Annotated in this window: 20 protein-coding genes; 12 read left to right on the top strand and 8 right to left on the bottom strand. The window is 67.2% G+C overall.

Going from position 1 to position 16,604, the window contains the following annotated elements; genetic code table 11:
- The first annotated feature begins 2 nt into the window (after nucleotides 1–2).
- The 7 genes from ACZYZ7_RS10510 to ACZYZ7_RS10480 are packed head-to-tail and all read left to right on the top strand — an operon-like array spanning nucleotide 3 to nucleotide 6,970.
- A complete protein-coding gene (locus ACZYZ7_RS10510) occupies nucleotides 3–2,855 on the top strand; it encodes a Na+/H+ antiporter subunit A (RefSeq protein ID WP_463740872.1) in 2,853 nt (950 codons plus the stop codon).
- Nucleotides 2,852–3,313, top strand: coding sequence for a Na(+)/H(+) antiporter subunit C (locus tag ACZYZ7_RS10505; protein ID WP_135452265.1), 462 nt, complete (start codon nucleotides 2,852–2,854; stop codon nucleotides 3,311–3,313). The genes ACZYZ7_RS10510 and ACZYZ7_RS10505 overlap by 4 nt, the downstream gene beginning before the upstream one ends.
- Entirely contained in the window at nucleotides 3,310–4,908 is a 1,599-nt protein-coding gene (locus ACZYZ7_RS10500) for a Na+/H+ antiporter subunit D (RefSeq protein ID WP_135452263.1), read from the top strand. The genes ACZYZ7_RS10505 and ACZYZ7_RS10500 overlap by 4 nt, the downstream gene beginning before the upstream one ends.
- On the top strand, nucleotides 4,905–5,438 hold the full coding sequence (locus ACZYZ7_RS10495; protein WP_135452261.1) for a Na+/H+ antiporter subunit E: 534 nt from the start codon (nucleotides 4,905–4,907) through the stop codon (nucleotides 5,436–5,438). The genes ACZYZ7_RS10500 and ACZYZ7_RS10495 overlap by 4 nt, the downstream gene beginning before the upstream one ends.
- Nucleotides 5,435–5,719, top strand: coding sequence for a monovalent cation/H+ antiporter complex subunit F (locus ACZYZ7_RS10490; protein WP_036442168.1), 285 nt, complete (start codon nucleotides 5,435–5,437; stop codon nucleotides 5,717–5,719). Before ACZYZ7_RS10495 ends, ACZYZ7_RS10490 begins: the two co-directional genes overlap by 4 nt.
- On the top strand, nucleotides 5,716–6,069 hold the full coding sequence (locus tag ACZYZ7_RS10485; RefSeq protein WP_135452259.1) for a monovalent cation/H(+) antiporter subunit G: 354 nt from the start codon (nucleotides 5,716–5,718) through the stop codon (nucleotides 6,067–6,069). Before ACZYZ7_RS10490 ends, ACZYZ7_RS10485 begins: the two co-directional genes overlap by 4 nt.
- Nucleotides 6,056–6,970 (top strand): SAM-dependent methyltransferase, encoded by a 915-nt coding sequence (locus ACZYZ7_RS10480; protein WP_463740871.1) that lies wholly within the window; start codon nucleotides 6,056–6,058, stop codon nucleotides 6,968–6,970. Before ACZYZ7_RS10485 ends, ACZYZ7_RS10480 begins: the two co-directional genes overlap by 14 nt.
- 102 nt (nucleotides 6,971–7,072) lie before the next feature.
- On the opposite strand, the gene ACZYZ7_RS10475 is transcribed toward ACZYZ7_RS10480, so the two are convergent.
- The gene (locus tag ACZYZ7_RS10475; RefSeq protein WP_450072051.1) at nucleotides 7,073–7,294 is read right to left on the bottom strand and encodes a hypothetical protein; all 222 of its coding nucleotides are present in this window, start codon (nucleotides 7,292–7,294) and stop codon (nucleotides 7,073–7,075) included.
- Between the two features lie 152 nt (nucleotides 7,295–7,446).
- Between ACZYZ7_RS10475 and ACZYZ7_RS10470 the strand changes: the two genes are divergently transcribed.
- Both ACZYZ7_RS10470 and ACZYZ7_RS10465 read left to right on the top strand, forming a co-directional pair.
- Nucleotides 7,447–8,112, top strand: coding sequence for a phosphatase PAP2 family protein (locus tag ACZYZ7_RS10470; protein WP_463740870.1), 666 nt, complete (start codon nucleotides 7,447–7,449; stop codon nucleotides 8,110–8,112).
- Nucleotides 8,109–9,521 carry a sensor histidine kinase gene (locus ACZYZ7_RS10465; RefSeq protein WP_450072053.1) on the top strand — a complete coding sequence of 471 codons (1,413 nt, stop codon included), beginning with the start codon at nucleotides 8,109–8,111 and terminating at the stop codon, nucleotides 9,519–9,521. Before ACZYZ7_RS10470 ends, ACZYZ7_RS10465 begins: the two co-directional genes overlap by 4 nt.
- Here ACZYZ7_RS10465 and ACZYZ7_RS10460 read toward each other — a convergent pair.
- Nucleotides 9,485–10,171 (bottom strand): response regulator transcription factor, encoded by a 687-nt coding sequence (locus ACZYZ7_RS10460; RefSeq protein WP_463740869.1) that lies wholly within the window; start codon nucleotides 10,169–10,171, stop codon nucleotides 9,485–9,487. The genes ACZYZ7_RS10465 and ACZYZ7_RS10460 overlap by 37 nt on opposite strands.
- Nucleotides 10,172–10,193: 22 nt before the next feature.
- The gene (locus ACZYZ7_RS10455; protein WP_135452249.1) at nucleotides 10,194–10,820 is read right to left on the bottom strand and encodes an LON peptidase substrate-binding domain-containing protein; all 627 of its coding nucleotides are present in this window, start codon (nucleotides 10,818–10,820) and stop codon (nucleotides 10,194–10,196) included.
- A 61-nt stretch (nucleotides 10,821–10,881) separates the two neighbouring features.
- Between ACZYZ7_RS10455 and ACZYZ7_RS10450 the strand changes: the two genes are divergently transcribed.
- The gene (locus ACZYZ7_RS10450; protein ID WP_450072055.1) at nucleotides 10,882–11,883 is read left to right on the top strand and encodes an Lrp/AsnC family transcriptional regulator; all 1,002 of its coding nucleotides are present in this window, start codon (nucleotides 10,882–10,884) and stop codon (nucleotides 11,881–11,883) included.
- Here the strand turns inward: ACZYZ7_RS10450 and ACZYZ7_RS10445 are convergent.
- The 5 genes from ACZYZ7_RS10445 to ACZYZ7_RS10425 are packed head-to-tail and all read right to left on the bottom strand — an operon-like array spanning nucleotide 11,861 to nucleotide 14,964.
- Nucleotides 11,861–12,289, bottom strand: a complete 429-nt coding sequence (locus ACZYZ7_RS10445; RefSeq protein ID WP_463740868.1) for a hypothetical protein — start codon at nucleotides 12,287–12,289, stop codon at nucleotides 11,861–11,863. The genes ACZYZ7_RS10450 and ACZYZ7_RS10445 overlap by 23 nt on opposite strands.
- Before the next feature lie 11 nt (nucleotides 12,290–12,300).
- On the bottom strand, nucleotides 12,301–13,455 hold the full coding sequence (locus ACZYZ7_RS10440) for a glutamate--cysteine ligase (protein ID WP_463740867.1): 1,155 nt from the start codon (nucleotides 13,453–13,455) through the stop codon (nucleotides 12,301–12,303).
- Nucleotides 13,412–14,122 carry a superoxide dismutase[Cu-Zn] gene (gene sodC, locus ACZYZ7_RS10435; RefSeq protein ID WP_135452242.1) on the bottom strand — a complete coding sequence of 237 codons (711 nt, stop codon included), beginning with the start codon at nucleotides 14,120–14,122 and terminating at the stop codon, nucleotides 13,412–13,414. Before sodC ends, ACZYZ7_RS10440 begins: the two co-directional genes overlap by 44 nt.
- A gap of 10 nt (nucleotides 14,123–14,132) precedes the next feature.
- The gene (locus tag ACZYZ7_RS10430; RefSeq protein WP_210115462.1) at nucleotides 14,133–14,603 is read right to left on the bottom strand and encodes a LytR C-terminal domain-containing protein; all 471 of its coding nucleotides are present in this window, start codon (nucleotides 14,601–14,603) and stop codon (nucleotides 14,133–14,135) included.
- Nucleotides 14,604–14,652: 49 nt separating this feature from the next.
- Nucleotides 14,653–14,964 (bottom strand): DUF3263 domain-containing protein, encoded by a 312-nt coding sequence (locus tag ACZYZ7_RS10425; protein WP_036442184.1) that lies wholly within the window; start codon nucleotides 14,962–14,964, stop codon nucleotides 14,653–14,655.
- 138 nt (nucleotides 14,965–15,102) lie between these two features.
- Between ACZYZ7_RS10425 and ACZYZ7_RS10420 the strand changes: the two genes are divergently transcribed.
- Nucleotides 15,103–15,696: a peptide deformylase gene (locus tag ACZYZ7_RS10420; RefSeq protein ID WP_135452237.1), complete on the top strand. Its 594-nt coding sequence runs from the start codon at nucleotides 15,103–15,105 to the stop codon at nucleotides 15,694–15,696.
- Nucleotides 15,696–16,601 (top strand): N-acetylglutamate synthase, CG3035 family, encoded by a 906-nt coding sequence (locus ACZYZ7_RS10415; RefSeq protein WP_463740866.1) that lies wholly within the window; start codon nucleotides 15,696–15,698, stop codon nucleotides 16,599–16,601. The genes ACZYZ7_RS10420 and ACZYZ7_RS10415 overlap by 1 nt, the downstream gene beginning before the upstream one ends.
- Nucleotides 16,602–16,604 lie beyond the last annotated feature (3 nt).

The following is a 16,604-nucleotide window of genomic DNA, read 5'->3' as shown; positions in this document are numbered from 1 at the left end:
CCATGCTCGCCGTTCTGCTCGCCCACGCGGTTGCCACCGCGCTGGCGCCACTTCTGGTGGCCAAATGGGGCCGGCGAGCGTTCTACCCGTTGGCCTTGGTGCCGCTCGGCTCCCTGGTCTGGGTCGGCCTGAACTGGCCGAGCGACGACCGCGTCCCGACCGTGAGCATCCCGTGGGTGCACGAGTTGTCGATGGACATCACGCTGCGATTCGACTCGCTGGCGGCCATCATGAGCGTGCTGGTGCTGGCCATCGGGGCTCTCGTCCTCTTCTACTGCGGCGAGTACTTCCACCACCACGACGGGAAGATCGAGAAGCGGCTGCCCAGCTTCGCGGCCGAGCTCGTCGCCTTCTCCGGGTCCATGTTCGGCCTGGTGGTCAGCGACAACATGCTGGTTCTCTACATCTTCTGGGAAACCACCACGGTCCTGTCCTTCCTGTTGGTCGGCCACTACGCCGAGCGGGCCACCAGCCGGCGGGCGGCCACCCAGGCGCTGCTGGTCACCACGTTCGGCGGCCTGGCGATGCTGGTCGGCATCATCGTGCTGGGCAATCTGGCCGGCACCTATCTGCTGTCGGAGTTGATCGCGACTCCGCCGGGCGGCACCGCGGCCGCGATCGGGGTGGCGCTGATCCTGGTCGGCGCGCTGTCCAAATCGGCGATCGTGCCGATGCACTTCTGGCTGCCCGGCGCGATGGCCGCGCCCACCCCCGTCAGCGCGTATCTGCACGCCGCGGCGATGGTCAAGGCCGGTGTCTATCTGGTGGCGCGGATGACGCCGGGGTTTGCCGATACTCCGCTGTGGCGGCCCATGGTGGTGGGCCTCGGGCTGGCGACCATGCTGCTGGCCGGCTGGCGCGCGGTACGCGAGTACGACCTCAAATTGATCCTGGCGTTCGGCACCGTCAGCCAGCTGGGCCTGATCACCGTGATGGTGGGCGCCGGCGGCAGCGACATGATGCTGGCCGGGCTGGCGATGCTGTGTGCGCACGCGATGTTCAAAGCCGCGTTGTTCATGGTGGTCGGCGTCATCGACCACACCACCGGCACCCGCGACATCCGGCGCCTCGCGGGCTTGGGGCGCCAGAACCGGCCGCTGCTGATCATTGCCGCATGCGCCACCGCGAGCATGGCCGCGCTGCCGCCGTTCTTCGGGTTCGTCGCCAAGGAGGCCGACCTGGAGACCGTGCTGCACAGCCCGGCGCTCGGCTCCGCGGCTCCCTGGGTGCTGACCGGCATCGTGGTGGGCTCGGTGTTCACCACCATCTACAGCCTGCGCTTCATGTGGGGCGCGTTCGCTGCCAAGGGGCGATCGCAGCCCAGCACCCGAGTTGCCGAAATGCACCGTCCTTCAATCACTTTCCTGACCGCACCGGCGATCCTCGCCGCCGGGGGCCTGGTCTTCGGACTGTGGCCCGCCGGGATGGACGCGGTGCTCGACGAATACGCCAACACCATGCCCGGCGGCTCGGGCTACCACCTGGCACTGTGGCACGGGTTCGGCCTGCCGCTGCTGCTCTCGGCCGTCGTACTCGCCGTCGGCACCGTGGTGTTCTTCGGCCGGAACCGGTTGCCCCGCACCCGGTTTGCCTATCGGCCGCTGGGCAACGCCGACCGCATGTACGACGCGGTGATCCGCGGCCTGGATATCACCTCGGTGCGGCTGACCGGCGAGACCCAGCGAGGCTCACTGCCGGCCACCCAGTCGGTGATCTTGTCGACGCTGGTGGTGCTGCCCATCGTGATGCTGGCGCTGGGCGCGAGGGACCGCCCGAATTTCGCGCTGTGGGATTCCCCGCTGCAGGTGGTGATCGGGTTGTTGATGCTGGCCGCCGCGATCGGCGCGACGGTGATGCGCAACCGACTGGCCGCGGTGCTGCTGGTCGGTGTGACCGGCTACGGCTGCGGCGCGATCTTCGCCTTCCACGGTGCACCCGATTTGGCGTTGACCCAATTCCTGGTCGAGACACTGGTTTTGGTGATCTTCGTGCTGGTCCTGCGGGTCCTGCCCGCCGAGGCCGACGCCACCAACATCAACCGTCACCGGCTGCCGCGGGCCGCGCTGGCGCTGGCGGTGGGTGCCGCGGTCACGACGCTCGCGGTGTTCGCGATGGCCGCGCGCAACGGTGTGGGCATCGCCGAGCTGATCCCCGATGCCGCCTACTACCGCGGGCACGGCGCCAATGCGGTCAACGTGCTGCTGGTCGACATCCGTGCCTGGGACACCCTGGGCGAGGTGATGGTGTTGCTGGTGGCCGCGACGGGTGTGGCGTCGCTGGTGTTCCGGCACCGGCGCTTCGGTGCCGCGCCGCGCGTCAGCACCGCCGTCGGGCAGCCCGACATCGGCCCCATCGGGGCGTACAGCCCGGCCGTCGGAGATGTCACCTGGCTGCGCGGCAGCGAACTGCGCGATCCTCGACACCGCTCTCTGGTGCTGGAGGTGGCGACGCGCGTCATCTTCCCGCTCATCATGGTGCTCTCGGCGTACTTCTTCTTCGCCGGCCACAACACTCCCGGCGGTGGCTTCGCCGGCGGGTTGACCGCTGGCCTCGCGCTCGTGCTGCGGTACCTGGCCGGTGGCCGCTACGAGCTCGGCGAGACGCTGCCGCTGGACGCGGGCAAGATCCTCGGCACCGGGCTCGGCCTCTCGGCGGGAACGGCGGTCGCCTCAATCTTGTTGGGCGCGCCCGCATTGTCCTCGGCTGTCCTGCAGTTCGACGTGCCGGTGCTGGGTTCGGTCAAGATGGTGACCGCGTTGTTCTTCGATCTGGGGGTGTATCTCATCGTTGTCGGTTTGGTGCTCGACATCTTGCGCAGCCTCGGCGCCCGCGTGGATGCGGAGATGGCCCGATGACGACATTCCTGGTCCCGCTGATCATCATCGGCGGGCTCACCAGCACCGGCGTGTACCTGCTGCTCGAACGCAACCTGACCCGGATGTTGTTGGGGCTGTTGCTGATCGGCAATGCGGTCAACCTGTTGATCCTGACTGTCGGCGGCAAGTCGGGCAATCCACCGATCCGCGGGCGCACCAGCAACGGCGCCACCACCGACGCTGATCCGCTGGCCCAGGGCATGATCCTCACCGCGATCGTGATCAGCATGGGGCTCGCGGCATTCGTACTGGCACTGGCCTACCGCTCGTATCGCCTCACCACGGTCGAAGAGGTCAGCAACGATCCCGAAGACACGCGAGTGTCGCAGCAGTCCGGCACCGAGGAAGAAGAAGAGATTCCGCAACCCGACCCCAACCGCGACACCGACGCGCCCGACGAACTCGATGCGCTGCCGGGATTCGAGGGGTCGAAGTGAACGCCCAGGCTCTGATCCCGTTGCCGGTGCTGATCCCGGCGCTCGCCGCGGCGGCGACGCTCGTGGCCGGGCGCCGTCCCCAGTTGCAACGCTTCATCACCCAATTCGCACTCACGGCGGTGGTCGCGGTGTGTGCAGCGCTGGTGTACCTGGCCGACCGGGACGGCACCCTGGTCCTGCACGTCGGCGGGTGGGGTCAGAGCGTGCCGGGCATGGGGCCGTTGGGCATCACCCTGGTGGTGGACCGGCTTTCGGCGCTGATGCTCGTGGTGTCGGCCATCGTGCTGTTGGCGGTGGTCGCGTACGCCATCGGGCAGGGTATCCGCGACGGCGACGAACGCCAGCCGGTGTCGATCTTCCTGCCCACCTATCTCGTGCTGTCGGCCGGTGTGTGCACCGCGTTCCTGGCGGGTGATCTGTTCAATCTGTTCGTCGGCTTCGAGGTGCTGCTGGCCGCGAGCTTCGTCCTGCTGACCATCGGCGCCAGCGAGGACCGTGTCCGTGCCGGCATCTCCTACGTGCTGGTGTCGATGGTGTCGTCGCTGATCTTCCTGATCGGCATCGCGCTGGTGTACGCGGCGACCGGGACGCTGAACATGGCCGAGCTGGCGTTACGCCTCGACGACATCCCGTCGGGCACCCGCACCGCGTTGTTCGCGGTGCTGCTGGTGGCGTTCGGCATCAAGGCCGCGGTCTTCCCGCTGTCGACGTGGCTGCCCGACTCCTACCCCACCGCGCCCGCGCCGGTCACCGCGGTGTTCGCCGGCTTGCTGACGAAGGTCGGTGTGTACGCGATCATCCGGGCCCATTCGCTGCTGTTCCCGGGCGGGGCGCTGGACAATGTGCTGCTGGTGGCGGGCCTGCTCACCATGATCATCGGCATCCTCGGTGCGATCGCCCAGAGCGACATCAAACGGCTGTTGTCCTTCACCCTCGTCAGCCACATCGGCTACATGGTGTTCGGTGTCGCACTGGCCAACCAGCTCGGCATGTCCGGCGCGATCTACTACGTGGCCCACCACATCGTCGTGCAGACGACGCTGTTCCTGGTCGTCGGACTGATCGAACGGCAGGCCGGGGCGTCGACGTTGCAACGGCTGGGCGGGCTGGCCGCGGCCAGCCCGGTGCTGGCGTTCGTGTTCGTGGTGCCCGCGCTGAACCTCGGTGGCATCCCGCCGTTCTCGGGCTTCATCGGCAAGGTGGCGCTGCTCGAGGCGGGCGCCGCGAACGGTTCGCCACTGGCCTGGATCCTGGTGGCCGGCAGCGTGGTGACGAGCCTGCTGACGCTCTACGTGGTGGCGCGGGTGTGGACGAAGGCGTTCTGGCGAGCCCGTGCCGACGCACCCGAAGGGCACCTGGCCGGGGCGGCACCGGCGGTGCTGCTCGACGACATCGAGGACATCGAGTTCGCCGATCGCGACAGCGTGGGCCGCATGCCGATGGGAATGTTGGCTCCGACAGGCGCTTTGATCGCGGTTGGGCTGGCGCTGACCGTGGCGGCCGGGCCGATCTTCTCCTACAGCGAGCGCGCCGCGGCCGAAGTGCTGGACCGTGGACAGTACATCTCGGCGGTGCTCGGGGGTGATGGGCGATGAGGTGGCTGCTGCTACGAGCCTGGATCTTGTGCTGGCTGATGCTCGTGTGGGTGCTGCTGTGGGGCAGCATCTCTGCGGCCAACATCGTGTCGGGCCTGGCGGTCGCCGTGGTGATCACGGTGTTGCTGCCGCTGCCCGCCGTCCCGGTGGAGGGGCGGGTACATCTGTTGTCGCTGCTGCGGTTGGTCATTCAGGTCGCCGTTTGGCTGGTGATGTCGTCGTTCCAGATGGCCTGGTTGGCGGTCAGACCGGGGCCGCTGCCGCTCAACGCCGTGTTACGGGCGCATCTGGCGATCAAGTCGGATCTGGTCCTGGCCCTCGGGGTCAACATCATCAACCTGACCCCGGGAACCATCGTGCTGGAGATCGATCAGACCCGGCGGCTGATCTATGTACACGTCGTCGACGTGGGTTCCGACAAGGCGATCAACCGGTTCCACAGCCAGATCACCACCCTGCAGCGGCTTTTGGTGGCGGCTTTCGAGCGCGAGTCGGACTGGCGCCCTGCGGCCAACAAGGAGGGCGCATGACAACCGTGTGGACGATCGCCGCGGTCATGTTGACGGCCGCCGCGGCGATCACGATGTTTCGCCTTTTGGCGGGGCCGAGCACCCTGGATCGGCTGGTCGCGTTGGACACCCTGGTGGCCGTCACGCTGTGCGGTATCGGGACCTGGGCGGCGTACAGCCTTGACACCACGGTGACCTACAGCTTGACGGCGCTGGCGTTGATCAGCTTCGTCGGTTCGGTGAGCGTGGCGCGGTTCCGCGTGCCCGATACCGATGAACCGCGGCGGAAGTGGGTGCCATGAACATCCTCGACATCGTCACCGCCGTCCTGATCCTGGCCGGGTCGACGCTGGCCTTGACCGCCGCGATCGGCATCGTGCGGTTCGGCGACACCATGTCGCGGATGCATTCGGCGACCAAGCCCCAGGTGCTCGGGCTGCTCTTGGTGCTGGCCGGTGCGGCGATCCGGCTCCGGGGCCACGCCGATGTCGGCATGTTGATCCTCACCGGTTTGTTCACGCTGATCACCGCCCCGGTGATCGCCAACCGCGTCGGGCAACTGGCCTACCGGGAGCAGCGCAACCGGGAGAATCTGCTGACCCGCGACGAGATGGCGGAGTTCGGGGAGACTGACAGTGATGGCCAGAACTAACGACGACAGCTGGGACATCACCGAGAGCGTGGGTGCCACCGCGCTCGGGGTGGCGATGGCCCGAGCCGACGAGACCGCCGCTGAATCTCCGTTGTTCACCGACCCGTATGCGCGGATGTTTCTCGACGCCGCGGCCGCACGGGGCTGGCGCCCGCCCACCGGCGCGATGGCCCAGCGGATTCGCGCCATCGGCAATTACGCCGCGTCCCGGACCAAATGGTTCGACGAGTTCTTCCTCGCCGCGGGCGCGTCGGGTATCCGCCAGTCGGTGATCCTGGCGGCCGGCCTGGATGCCCGAGCCTGGCGGTTGCCCTGGGTCCACGACAGCGTGGTGTTCGAGATCGACCAACCGCAGGTGCTGCAGTTCAAGGAGGAAGTCCTGGCGGCGCACCGGGCTGCGCCCAAGGCCCGGCATGTCGCCGTCGGGGTCGACCTGCGCCAGGATTGGCCGAAGGCATTGCGGGATGCGGGTTTCGACGCCACCGAGCCGACGGCGTGGTCCGTCGAAGGCTTGCTCCCCTACCTGCCGGCCGAAGCGCAGGACCTGCTGTTCGAGCGCATCACCGAACTGTCGGCACGGGACAGCCGGATCGCGGTCGAGTCGTTCAGCGCCGGGTTCTTCTCCGAAGATCAGCTGGCCCGCCGCCGTGAGCTCATCGAGAAGATGCGTGCCGAGGCCGCCGAGGCCGGCGACGACATGCCGGATCCGGAGCAGCTGTGGTTCATCGAGGATCGCGCCCACGTCCCCGATTGGCTCAGCGAACACTGCTGGGACGTGGCGGCCCTGCCGGCCGACGACCTGATGGCGCGCTACCACCGCACCCTGCCCGCCGATACCACCGAGGGCACCATGGCCACGGAGTTCGTCGAGGGCATCCTGGCCGAAACCTATTCTGGATGACGGAGATTCGACACCCGGAGGACCGCATCGAGCTGATCGACGGCCGTGCGCTCGACCGGCTCGACATCGAGGCCTTCGTTCCGGAGTTAGCCCCCGACGGCGCTACTTGTGCGGAGCCTTCACCTTCGGGGAGGCGAATGGAGTCTCCGGTGCGGTCGGCGGGGTGGTCACGGTCGTGGTACTGCTGAACTGCAAGGCGGAGTCAGTTGTACCCGTCTTGGCGCCGTCGATGACGGTTACCGCGCCGAGCAGCGCCATGGCACCTATCCCGGTGACGGCGGCCAACAACTTCATCCGGTGATACGGCTTCTGTAGCGGGGGCATCGAACATCTCCTCGTACGGTCCGCGGCGTGATCACCGCAGCGATGCCACAGAGTGACAGGTCGTCGATGAGAAAACGCTGATAAAGATCGTGATCACCGTGCTTCTCAGCGCCGCCTCAGCAACGCCTGGGCACCGTGGGACGGTGAATGCGATGCGGCGCGTGACCTGGCAGGTCCAGATGGCGGTTGTTCTGCTCAGCGGATTCGTCGGATTGGGGTTCATCTCCTGGTCGTCCCACTCCGGCACCGCAGTAGACCATCGTGTCCTCGACTGGGTCGTTACGCAGCGCAATGCATGGCTGACCAGCGTTGCCGCGGTGATCACCGATCTGGGTAGTCCCGCCGCTGTCGCGCTGATCGCGGTCGGTGCCGCGGCGCTGATCTGGTTCCGGACGCGCCTGGCCCGACCCGCGATCGTGGTGGTGGCCACCGTTGGGCTCGCATCGGTGGCAAGCACCTTGGGCAAAGCAGTGGTGAGGTCCAACCGGCCGCCGTCCGCAGTTCAACTGCTGGCCGAGACCGACCATTCGTTCCCCTCCGGACACGTCACCGGAACGGCGGCACTCCTCGGCATCCTCGCGGTTGTCGTCGGCGCACGTAGTGGGCACACAGTCGGGTTACTCGTGTGCGGCGCTTTCGCGACGCTCGTGGTCGCGGCGACACGGCTCTACCTTGGCGTGCACTGGCTCGCCGATGTCAGCGGCGGGTTTCTGCTGGGTTCGGCGGCCGTACTGCTCGGCTGGGCTTTCCTGGCGAGGCCGGCCGACGACACCCCGGAGATCGGAGAGGACGCGGTGCAGCTCAGACTGTCGAGATGACGTCGGCTTCGGGTACAGGCCGTCAGCGGCTGCGGATCCGGCCGTGGCCACGACAGTGGGGTATCGCGACCCGGTCGGCCCTCGTCGCGGCCACGGTGGTGCTGATGGCGCTCGTGGTCGCGGGCGCGGGCCTGACGGTGCTGCTGTACCGCTACCTGATCTCGGGGATCGACGAGGCTGCGGCGACGCAGCTGCATGACATCACCACCGCACTCAGGGCCGAGTCCCCCGCCGCCTTCGACAGCTCCCTGCTCGATACCGATCAGCGGGTTGTCGCGATCCAGATAATCGCCAACGACAACACCGTCGTCCTCAGTTCCACCGACGCACCGAGCACGCCGCTGGTGCCGGTGACCGCCGTCGGCGCCAAGCCGACCCGGCTGGCCGGCAATTCGGTTCCCAACGACGATCTCAGGATCATCGGCCGGACGGTCGATACGCCCCACGGGCGGTACACGATCTTGGTTGCCGGCAGCAGTGAACTCGCCGAATCCACGGTCCAGACCGTCGCGCTGCTGTTGTGCGGATCAGCGCCGCTGGTCATCGCCGTCGTGGCGATGGTCACCTACCTGCTGGTGAAGCGGTCTCTGCGATCGGTCGACGCGATCCGCGCCCGGGTCGCCGAGATCAGCACATCGGACCTTGCCGAGCGTGTGCCTCGACCCGACAGCCACGATGAGATCGCCGCGCTCGCCGACACGATGAATGCCATGCTGGCCCGCCTGGAAACCGGCCACAACGCGCAGCGCCAGTTCGTCGGGGATGCTTCCCATGAGCTGCGCAGCCCGTTGACCACGATCATCTCCGCGCTGGATGTCGCCCAGGTACACCCCGGGTTGCTCGACCAGGACCTGCTCGAAACCACACTGATGCCCGAGGCTCAGCGGATGCAGTCGCTGATCGATGATCTGTTGCTGCTGGCCCGAGCCGATGAGCGCGGTCTGAAACTCCGCCTGGAAGAGCTGGACCTCCGGCCGGTCATCCAGGCCGAGGCCGACCGGTTACGGCGCGGAACCCACCTGACCGTGCACACCGACGTTGGTGAAGCCCGGATGTCAGGTGACACCCAGGCTCTCTCACGAGTGCTGCGAAATCTGACCGACAACGCCGCGCGTCATGCGCGTTCATGCATCGACATCGACCTGCACCAGGTGGACAGCACCGTCATGCTGACTGTCGCCGACGACGGGCCGGGCATCCCAGAGGCCGACCGCCTGCGGGTGTTCGCCCGGTTCGTCCGGCTGGACTCCGATCGTTCCCGCAATGGCGGCGGGACGGGACTCGGCTTGGCGATCGTTTCTGAAATCGTTGCCGCACATGGCGGTACGGTCACTGTGGACGACCGGGCCGGAGGCGGCACCGTCGTCCGTGTTCAACTGCCTCGGCTCTCTTCCGATTCGAGCCGGTAGCCGACTCCCCGCACAGTGTGAATGCTGTTGGTACCGAACGGTGCATCGATCTTGAGGCGAACGTATCGCACATAGACTTCGACGACGTTGTGTGGCCCCACGTAGTGGGCATCCCATACGTTCCGCAGGATGTCAGCCTTGGTCACCACCGTGTCCTTGTTCCGCATCAGGTACTGCAGCAGGCAGAATTCCTTGGGCGTCAGGTCAATTGGAACATCGCCGCGGGCGACGGTCTTGCGGGCCGGATCGAGCGACAGCGATCCCGCGGTGATGACGGCCGGCCGCTGAGGTGCGCCCCGGCGCTGCAGTGCCCGCATCCTGGCCGCCAGCACATTGAACTTGAACGGTTTGGTGAGGTAGTCATCGGCTCCCAGATCGAACGCGTCGGTCTCGTCGAATTCACCGTCTTTGGCCGTCAGCATCAGCACCGGAGTCCACACCTGCTGCGCCCGGATCCGCCGCAGCACCTCGTAGCCGCTCATGCCCGGGAGCATGATGTCGAGCAGGATCACATCGAAGTCGTCCTCCACGGCCAGGTGCGCCCCGTCCACACCGTTGTCCGCCACCACAACCACGCAGCCCTCGGCCCGCAACCCCAGGCTCAGCGTCTTGGTGAGCCCGGGTTCATCGTCGACGATCAACACTCTCATCTCGTGACCAATTGTCCGCTCGCTACTGCGAAAGCTGGAACTCGACCATCGCGGTAACGGTGTCCACGGCCTCGCTGAGCACCTCGAGCCGGGCCGCTTCCGACGGCGCCGCCAGCAGTGAATAACGGTCGGCCTGTCCCATGGGTAACCGACTGGCCAAGGCGTACAAGCGGTTCTCCGGATCGACGCCGGCCGACTCCACGATCTCGCGGCTGCGGATCGACGTGCCGCGAGCCTCCCCGATCCGGTCGAGCAGTGCCACCATCCGGTCTTCGACGTCGCTGATGCGGGCGGCATCCGCCTGGCCGCCGGGTTCGTCGGGCCAGAGTTCGATCTCGGCGCGTGGATACGGATCGTCGTCGAGCCAGCGCTGCACCCGGATTCGATCACTCATCACGCACAGCAGCCGGTACTTGCCGACACCGAATTCCTGGCAGTCCACGATCAAGGCCCGCGCCCCGACGTCGCACCGGCGGTCACCGCCGCCCACCTCGCGGCCGGCCGAGATCAGCACCACCCCGAACGACGGCTCCGACATGGCCAAACAGTCGCCCACCATCGCCACGTAGCGCGGTTCGAAAATCCGCAGCGGCAGTTCCTGGCCGGGCAGCATGGCCACTTCGAGAGGAAACATCGGTGAGACCGTCATGAGGCCAGGATCGTCCTCGCCCTTTGGTTGGTCAATGCGCATCAGCCGGTAACCTCGGATGATGCCACCGTCAGCGGAGCTTGAGGCAGCCCGCACGCTGCTGTCCGACCCGGGCTACACCGACCTCGACGCGGTCGACCGCCAACTGATCGAATTGCTGCAGGCCGATGGCCGTATTCCCTACGCGGAGCTGGCCCGTCGCGCCGGCATCACGGAAAAGGCTGCGCGCCGCCGTGTTTCGCGACTGTTGGATGAGGGCTACATGACCATCGCCGCCATCACCGATCCGGCGGTGCTGGGGTTCGGCTCGCTGGGCCTGGCTCTGCTGACCGTCGACGGATCCCGCACACCGGTCGAGCTCGCCGCCGAGCTCGCCTTGTTGGGCGAAGCCGATTACGTGACGGCCACGACGGGCCCGTACGGGGTGGTGCTGGAATTGGTCTGCACCGACGCCCGTGAACTTCATGATGTCGCCTTCGGCAAGATCGCGACGCTGCCCGGGGTGCGTTCGGTCGAACTGCTCCCTTACCTGCGGCTGCACTATCAGCAGGCCCGGCTGTCCGGCGTGCTCGCCGACGGCGCGGTGCGGCCGCGCCCGCTCGACGACATCGACCGCGCGATCCTGACGCGCCTCGCCGTCGACGGCCGCGCGGCCTTCCGCGACTTCGCTTCCGCGCTGGGCCTGTCCGAGACCACCATCCGGGTCCGGTACAACCGGATGGTCGAGACGGGCGCAGCCCGGGTGATGTGCATCGCCAATCCGTTGCGGCTCGGCTACCGCCACAGCAGCTGGGTGGCGATCCGTACCGACGGACGGGCCGGCGCCCAGAAGGTGGCCGAGGCGCTGACCCGCGTGGAAACTGTGTCGTACGTGGCGCTGACCGCCGGTCGTTGGGATGTCGTGGCCGAGGTGGTGACCGCCCGCGGTGAAGATCTGCTCGACGTGCTCGACGAGCGCATCCGAGGCCTGGACGGTGTCACCGCGATGCAGGCCTGGCCCTATATCGCAGTGCACTACAAGGCAATTCATCCCAGAGATGTCAGCCAGGCACCTTTTTGTTGATCGCCTCTACCACGGTCGAATTCCGATCGGCCAGCACGCACATGGCTCCGATGAACGAGGTCCACAGGAACGGATTCTTCTGCATGCCCGCGTAGCCGTTCTTCGCCAGCAACTCGACCATGCCGAGCTGGGTGGCCTCGTCCATCGACGCGTACTCCCGGCAGGTGGTCGACATCCCGTTGGGTGGCGGGGTGCTGGCCCCGCCACTGGTCCCGCCACCGGTCCTGGGGGACGGGAAGGCCGGGGCCGAGGGCGCCGCCGTGTAGCTGGGCCGGGGTCTGGTGGTCGTCGTGGTGGAGATCCCGGTCTGATCGGGATCACCCATCGGCGTTCCGGCGGTGACGGTGCTGCAACCCGAGAGGGCGAAGCCCGCCACCACAATCCCCGCCATGATCCGCAGTCGCATAGCGCTCATCCTCACAGTTGGAGTTCGCCGACCAGGGCGTCGACGACTTCGCGGAGGTCGCCGTCGCTCTCCTCGGCCACCCGGCGCTGCCGTTGATACGAGGCGCCGCCGCGGTAGATGTCGGTGACAGAGGCGAGCTCGTCCGAGCATCCCAGTGACTTTGCCACCGGCTCAAGGTGATTCAGCAATTCGTCGAGATCTTCGGTGACCAGCCGCTCGTTGCTGTCCGCGTCCAGGATGATCACGGCGTCCAGTCCGTAGCGGGCCGCACGCCATTTGTTCTCCTGCACATGCCAGGGCGGCATGGTCGGCAACTGCTCGCCCGCATCGAGCCTGCGGTCCAGATCGACGATCAGGCAGTGGGTCAGCGCGACGAGCGCACCGAGCTCACGGACGTTGGACACCCCGTCGAAGATCCGCACCTCGACGGTGCCGAGGTGCGGCGACGGCCTGATGTCCCAACGAATCTCGTTGAGATGATCGATGATGCCGGTCTTCTTCTGATCGTGGACGAAACCCTCGAACTCCGGCCAGGTCTGGAATTGGAACGGCAGGCCGGCAGTGGGCAACTGCTGGAACATCATCGCCCGGTTGCTCGCGTACCCGGTGTCCTCACCGTCCCAGAACGGTGAGGATGCCGACAGCGCCAACAGATGCGGGTACTGGTTGAGCAGCGACGAGATGATCGGCATGACCTTGTGCGCCGAGGAGATCCCGACGTGCACGTGCACACCCCAGATCAGCATCTGGCGGCCCCACCATTGGGTGCGTTTGATCAGCTCGGCGTACCGCGGCGCGTCGGTGAGCTGTTGCGCGGACCATTTCGCAAACGGATGGGTACCCGCGCAGAACAGCTCCATGCCGCGGTCGTGCACGATCTTGCGCACGGGACCGAGCGTGCCGCGCAGGTCGTCCATCGCCTCACCGGTGTTCTCACAGATCCCGGTGACGATCTCGATGGTGTTGCGCAGCAACTCCTTGTGCACGTGTGGGCTCTCGCCGACCTCGGCGATCACCTCGGCGGCGCCGTTGCTCAGATCACGACTGTCGGCGTCGACGAGAGCGAACTCCCATTCGACGCCGACAGTGGGCCGGGGCGACCCGGCGAAATCGATACGGCTGTCAGCCGGCGCCGATAACACCGCATGCCACTCGACTGCCGGCATCGCCGGTGGCCAAGGTCGCGGGGTCGGGGCCGGGTGCGCCGCCGATCACCTGCTGGTACTTCTCCGGCGGGATGTTGGCGAAGTTGTCCGACTTCTCATGGATCATGATGGCGGTCTTCGAGCCGGCCAGCAGATCCTCGGCGGTGAACGCGTCGGTGGTGGTCACCAGCTTGCCCGAGCCGTCGGCGCGGATCTGCAACGAGCTCAGGTCACCGCTGGAGGGGTGACCGGAGTGACCGGGCACCTGAAAGTGGCCCCCGGCGGAGTTGAAGTCGCCGGGCGCGCCGCCGGTCGGGGCCACCGAGTTGGCCTCACACTTGCCGACCGAGTGGATGTGCAGACCATGGAATCCCGGAGCCAGCTTGCCCGGAGTGGTGGTCTCGACGGTGACGGTGGCGAAACCGTCGGCGAACTGGAATTCGGCGGTTGCCACGGCAGTCCCGTCGGCGGTCTTGAGATCCGCGGTGAGGGTCTCTCCGCCGCTGGTGGCCGGTGCACCGTGCCCGCCGCCCTGCTCACCGGGAGCGGCCGAGGGCGACGGCGATCCGGTCCAGATCGCCGGGGTGGTGCCGGGCGTGTCGGACGGCACCTGTCCGGGCGGACTGCAGGCGCTCAGCGCGACAACGGGGGCAGCGAACAGTATGGCAACACTGACGGGCTTCAGCATGGCCCAAAGCCTAGCCGGTGACTACCACGATCACGCCCGGTGGTTGCTCCAGAAGTTCTGGGCGCCGGGGTTCGACGGGCGCCTGGATCGCCTTGCCCACGGCGTCGGCGGCTTCCTTCTCACCCGGAGTCTCACCGAAGAACACCGTGGTGCCGGCAACACCTTCCAACGCCAGGTTGCCGGTCTCGGTGACATTCCAGTGCGCCTCGCGCAGCCGGTTGGCCGTGGTCTCGGCCGCACCGGGGACTTCGGAGATGTTGTACACGCGCACGTCGGCCTTGACCTCTGGTGCGGGTGCGGCCTTTGCCGAGGTCTTCGTCGTGGTCGTCGCGGTGGTCGTGGCCACGGACGACGACTGATCCGAAGAGTCGTCGCCTGAGCCGATCGCCTGGAAACCGACCAGCAGGAACACGACCCCGAGGAACAACAGCACCATCACCATGGCACGCAGGGGCAACCCGGAGGAGTCTCGCTGATTCATCGCCACCACTGTATCGAGCGAACCGCCCGATCCCTCACCCCGTGACCTTTTAGGTGCTGATATCGAAGCCGAGCCGCCGCGCAGCCCGCGCCTTCTGACGGCTGGCCCGCATCCGCCGCAGCCGCTTGACCAGCATCGGGTCGGCAGCCAGCGCCTCGGGACGGTCCACCAACGCGTTCAGCACCTGGTAGTACCGCGTAGCCGACATCGAGAAGAGCTCTTTGATCGCGTCTTCCTTGCTTCCGGCGTACTTCCACCATTGGCGTTCGAAGGCCAAAATATCGTGCTCGCGCCGGGTGAGCCCATCGCTCAGATCAGAGTCGTCCCCGGATTGCTCAGTCCGCGCCATGGCGCCGTCCATATTGCTCCCTGGACCCTTCCGACACGTGAGAAATAACATCGCTGTGGTTCGGCGATTATTCAACCACGGCTTGCTGGGTCTGGGTGACACATAAACCCGCGAGTCGGCTCCGGAAGGACTTCCGCCTAAGATTCCCCGGTGGCTGTCGTACCAATTTGCATCGTCGGGGATCCCGTTCTGCACACGCCGACCGAGCCGGTGCCGGTCGGCCCGGACGGTTCGCTGCCCGCGGACCTGCCCGAACTCATCCAGACCATGTTCGACACCATGGACGCTGCGAACGGGGTTGGCTTGGCCGCCAACCAGATCGGCGTGGCCAAGCGGTTGTTCGTCTATGACTGTGCCCCGACGCGGGGCCAAGTCACGCGCCGCCGCGGGGTCGTCATCAACCCGGTGCTGGAGACGTCCGAGGTTCCCGAGACGATGCCCGACCCCGACGATGACGAGGAAGGCTGCCTGTCGGTGCCGGGCGAGAATTTCCCGACCGGCCGGGCCGACTGGGCGCGGGTCACCGGGCTGGACGCCGACGGTTCACCGGTCACTCTCGAGGGCACCGACTTGTTTGCCCGGATGCTCCAGCACGAGACCGGACACCTCGACGGATTTCTCTACATCGACCGTCTGGTGGGCCGCTACGCGAGGGCGGCCAAGAAGTCCGTCAAGCGCAACGGATGGGGTGTACCCGGCCTGTCCTGGATGCCCGGCGAGGTTCCCGACCCGTTCGGTCACTGATGCCGGCATTGCCCGCGCTCGGGTCCCGGGTCAGCCTGCGTTACCAGCTGCCCGCCGGGTCGGCCAAGCCACTGACCGACGTCATCGGCCATGTGGAGCGCCTGGAGCCGACGGTGCTGATCCGCACCAAGGACGGCGAGCTCGTCGAAGTCTCTCCTGCCGACATCGTGAGCGTGCGTGAGTTGTCGCACGCACCGGTGCGGGCCTCCGAAATCCGCGCGCTCGAACACGCGGCGGCGCTGGCCTGGCCCGGCGTCGAACAGCAATGGCTGGGCGGTTGGCTGCTGCGTGCCGGGCGCGGTGTCACCAGCCGCGCCAATTCGGCGATCCCACTGGGCGTGTCGGCGCAGATCGCCGATCTGTCCGCGGTGCGCGACTGGTACCGCGAGCGTGACCTGCCGGCCTGGCTGGCCCTGCCGGAGCGGCTACTGCCGATACGCACCCCCGGCATCAAGCCGGCACGGGTCATGGTGCGCGAGTTGCCGGGTGCACAGCCCCCGGCGTCGGGTGTCACGCTGGCACAGCTACTGGACGCACAGTGGCTGCGGATCTATGAACGCGAGGTCCCCGGCGACGTGCTGACCGCCGTGATCGACGGAGAGCTGATCTTCGCGACGGTGCCCGACTGCGCGGTCGGTCGCGGCGCGGTGACGAGCGCTCCGGACGGCACGGCCTGGCTGGGCATCTCGTCGGTGCGCGTCTCCCCCGCCCATCGCAGGCAGGGCCATGCCCGGGCGGTGTGTGAAGCGCTGTTGGGCTGGGGCGCCGAGGCAGGTGCCCGGCGGGCCTACGTCCAGGTGGAGGTGGACAACCACCCGGCCATCGCGCTGTACACCGCACTGGGATTCCGGCTGCATCACCAAACCCGCTATGTCGCGGCCGAGGACATCCTCGGTTCGCGCTGACCG

The organism is Mycobacterium sp. IDUB_17, assembly GCF_055419465.1.
This window is presented reverse-complemented; position numbering and strand designations above follow the sequence as displayed.

Coding starts and splice junctions, on each gene's coding strand:
- ACZYZ7_RS10510 (WP_463740872.1), top strand. CDS start 3: ATGCTCGCCGTTCTGCTCGCCCACGCGGTTGCCACCGCGCTGGCGCCA.
- ACZYZ7_RS10505 (WP_135452265.1), top strand. CDS start 2,852: ATGACGACATTCCTGGTCCCGCTGATCATCATCGGCGGGCTCACCAGC.
- ACZYZ7_RS10495 (WP_135452261.1), top strand. CDS start 4,905: ATGAGGTGGCTGCTGCTACGAGCCTGGATCTTGTGCTGGCTGATGCTC.
- ACZYZ7_RS10490 (WP_036442168.1), top strand. CDS start 5,435: ATGACAACCGTGTGGACGATCGCCGCGGTCATGTTGACGGCCGCCGCG.
- ACZYZ7_RS10485 (WP_135452259.1), top strand. CDS start 5,716: ATGAACATCCTCGACATCGTCACCGCCGTCCTGATCCTGGCCGGGTCG.
- ACZYZ7_RS10480 (WP_463740871.1), top strand. CDS start 6,056: ATGGCCAGAACTAACGACGACAGCTGGGACATCACCGAGAGCGTGGGT.
- ACZYZ7_RS10475 (WP_450072051.1), bottom strand. CDS start 7,294: ATGCCCCCGCTACAGAAGCCGTATCACCGGATGAAGTTGTTGGCCGCC.
- ACZYZ7_RS10470 (WP_463740870.1), top strand. CDS start 7,447: ATGCGGCGCGTGACCTGGCAGGTCCAGATGGCGGTTGTTCTGCTCAGC.
- ACZYZ7_RS10465 (WP_450072053.1), top strand. CDS start 8,109: ATGACGTCGGCTTCGGGTACAGGCCGTCAGCGGCTGCGGATCCGGCCG.
- ACZYZ7_RS10460 (WP_463740869.1), bottom strand. CDS start 10,171: ATGAGAGTGTTGATCGTCGACGATGAACCCGGGCTCACCAAGACGCTG.
- ACZYZ7_RS10455 (WP_135452249.1), bottom strand. CDS start 10,820: ATGACGGTCTCACCGATGTTTCCTCTCGAAGTGGCCATGCTGCCCGGC.
- ACZYZ7_RS10450 (WP_450072055.1), top strand. CDS start 10,882: ATGCCACCGTCAGCGGAGCTTGAGGCAGCCCGCACGCTGCTGTCCGAC.
- ACZYZ7_RS10445 (WP_463740868.1), bottom strand. CDS start 12,289: ATGCGACTGCGGATCATGGCGGGGATTGTGGTGGCGGGCTTCGCCCTC.
- ACZYZ7_RS10440 (WP_463740867.1), bottom strand. CDS start 13,455: ATGCCGGCAGTCGAGTGGCATGCGGTGTTATCGGCGCCGGCTGACAGC.
- sodC (WP_135452242.1), bottom strand. CDS start 14,122: ATGCTGAAGCCCGTCAGTGTTGCCATACTGTTCGCTGCCCCCGTTGTC.
- ACZYZ7_RS10430 (WP_210115462.1), bottom strand. CDS start 14,603: ATGAATCAGCGAGACTCCTCCGGGTTGCCCCTGCGTGCCATGGTGATG.
- ACZYZ7_RS10425 (WP_036442184.1), bottom strand. CDS start 14,964: ATGGACGGCGCCATGGCGCGGACTGAGCAATCCGGGGACGACTCTGAT.
- ACZYZ7_RS10415 (WP_463740866.1), top strand. CDS start 15,696: ATGCCGGCATTGCCCGCGCTCGGGTCCCGGGTCAGCCTGCGTTACCAG.